Genomic DNA, 337 nt, shown 5'->3' on the forward strand with positions numbered 1-337 from the left:
ACGATCTTACCGCGCCTCAGGAGCGGGTGGTCAGCACGTTAACCGTACCGATTCAGCGATTCGCCTTACCCACTTACCGACAGGGGTGGTCGTTGAGTGTCAGGAAGAGCGTTCTCAACATAAAAACCGGGCGAAAGCCATGTCGGTTTTGCAGGCAAGAATACAGCGTCTGGAAGACGAAAAACGTCAGGCTGAAGAAGACAGCACGCGTCGTAACTTAGTGGGCAGTGGTGACCGTTCGGAGCGTATCCGTACATACAACTATCCGCAGAGCCGTGTTACAGACCACCGCATTAACCTTACCTTGTACCGATTAGATGAAGTGCTAACCGGCGAT

The 337-nt window shown here is 52.8% G+C and carries 1 protein-coding gene; it reads left to right on the forward strand.

The features are described from left to right. A partial coding sequence (locus B3180_RS11485) for a peptide chain release factor-like protein (RefSeq protein ID WP_286844653.1) occupies nucleotides 1-337 on the forward strand: 337 nt, incomplete at both ends.

The sequence above is a fragment of the Idiomarina sp. UBA4206 genome (genome assembly GCF_002383015.1).
GTDB classification, from domain to species: Bacteria; Pseudomonadota; Gammaproteobacteria; order Enterobacterales; family Alteromonadaceae; genus Idiomarina; species Idiomarina abyssalis.